The following is a 314-nucleotide window of genomic DNA, read 5'->3' as shown; positions in this document are numbered from 1 at the left end:
CCCTGCTTGTCGACAGCGCGGTAGAGGTACTTCCAGACGCCCTTGACCTTGATGTACGTCTCATCCATACGCCAGCTGCCGCCGACCGGACGCTTGTGTTTCCGGGCCATCTTCTCGATGAGCGGCAGGAGACGAATCGCCCAACGGTTGATCGACGAATGGTCGACCGACACGCCGCGCTCTTCCATCATCTCCTCGAGGTGCCGGTAGCTCAGCGGGTAGGCCGCATACCAGCGGATGCAGACCAGGATCACATCGATCGGAAAGCGCATCCCTTTGAAGTTGAGCATGTCGAGTCGTCCTGGGTTCGGGCG

1 protein-coding gene is annotated in these 314 nt (G+C 60.5%); it reads right to left on the bottom strand.

Going from position 1 to position 314, the window contains the following annotated elements; translation table 11 throughout:
• A partial coding sequence (locus CR105_RS27610; RefSeq protein ID WP_143752846.1) for an IS6 family transposase occupies window positions 1-290 on the bottom strand: 290 nt, incomplete at its 3' end.
• Window positions 291-314 lie beyond the last annotated feature (24 nt).

Origin of the sequence: Massilia eurypsychrophila (genome assembly GCF_002760655.1) — a bacterium.
Lineage (GTDB): Bacteria > Pseudomonadota > Gammaproteobacteria > Burkholderiales > Burkholderiaceae_D > JAFCUW01.
The sequence above is the reverse complement of the archived record's forward strand: the minus strand, read 5'-3'. Positions and strand labels throughout refer to the sequence as shown.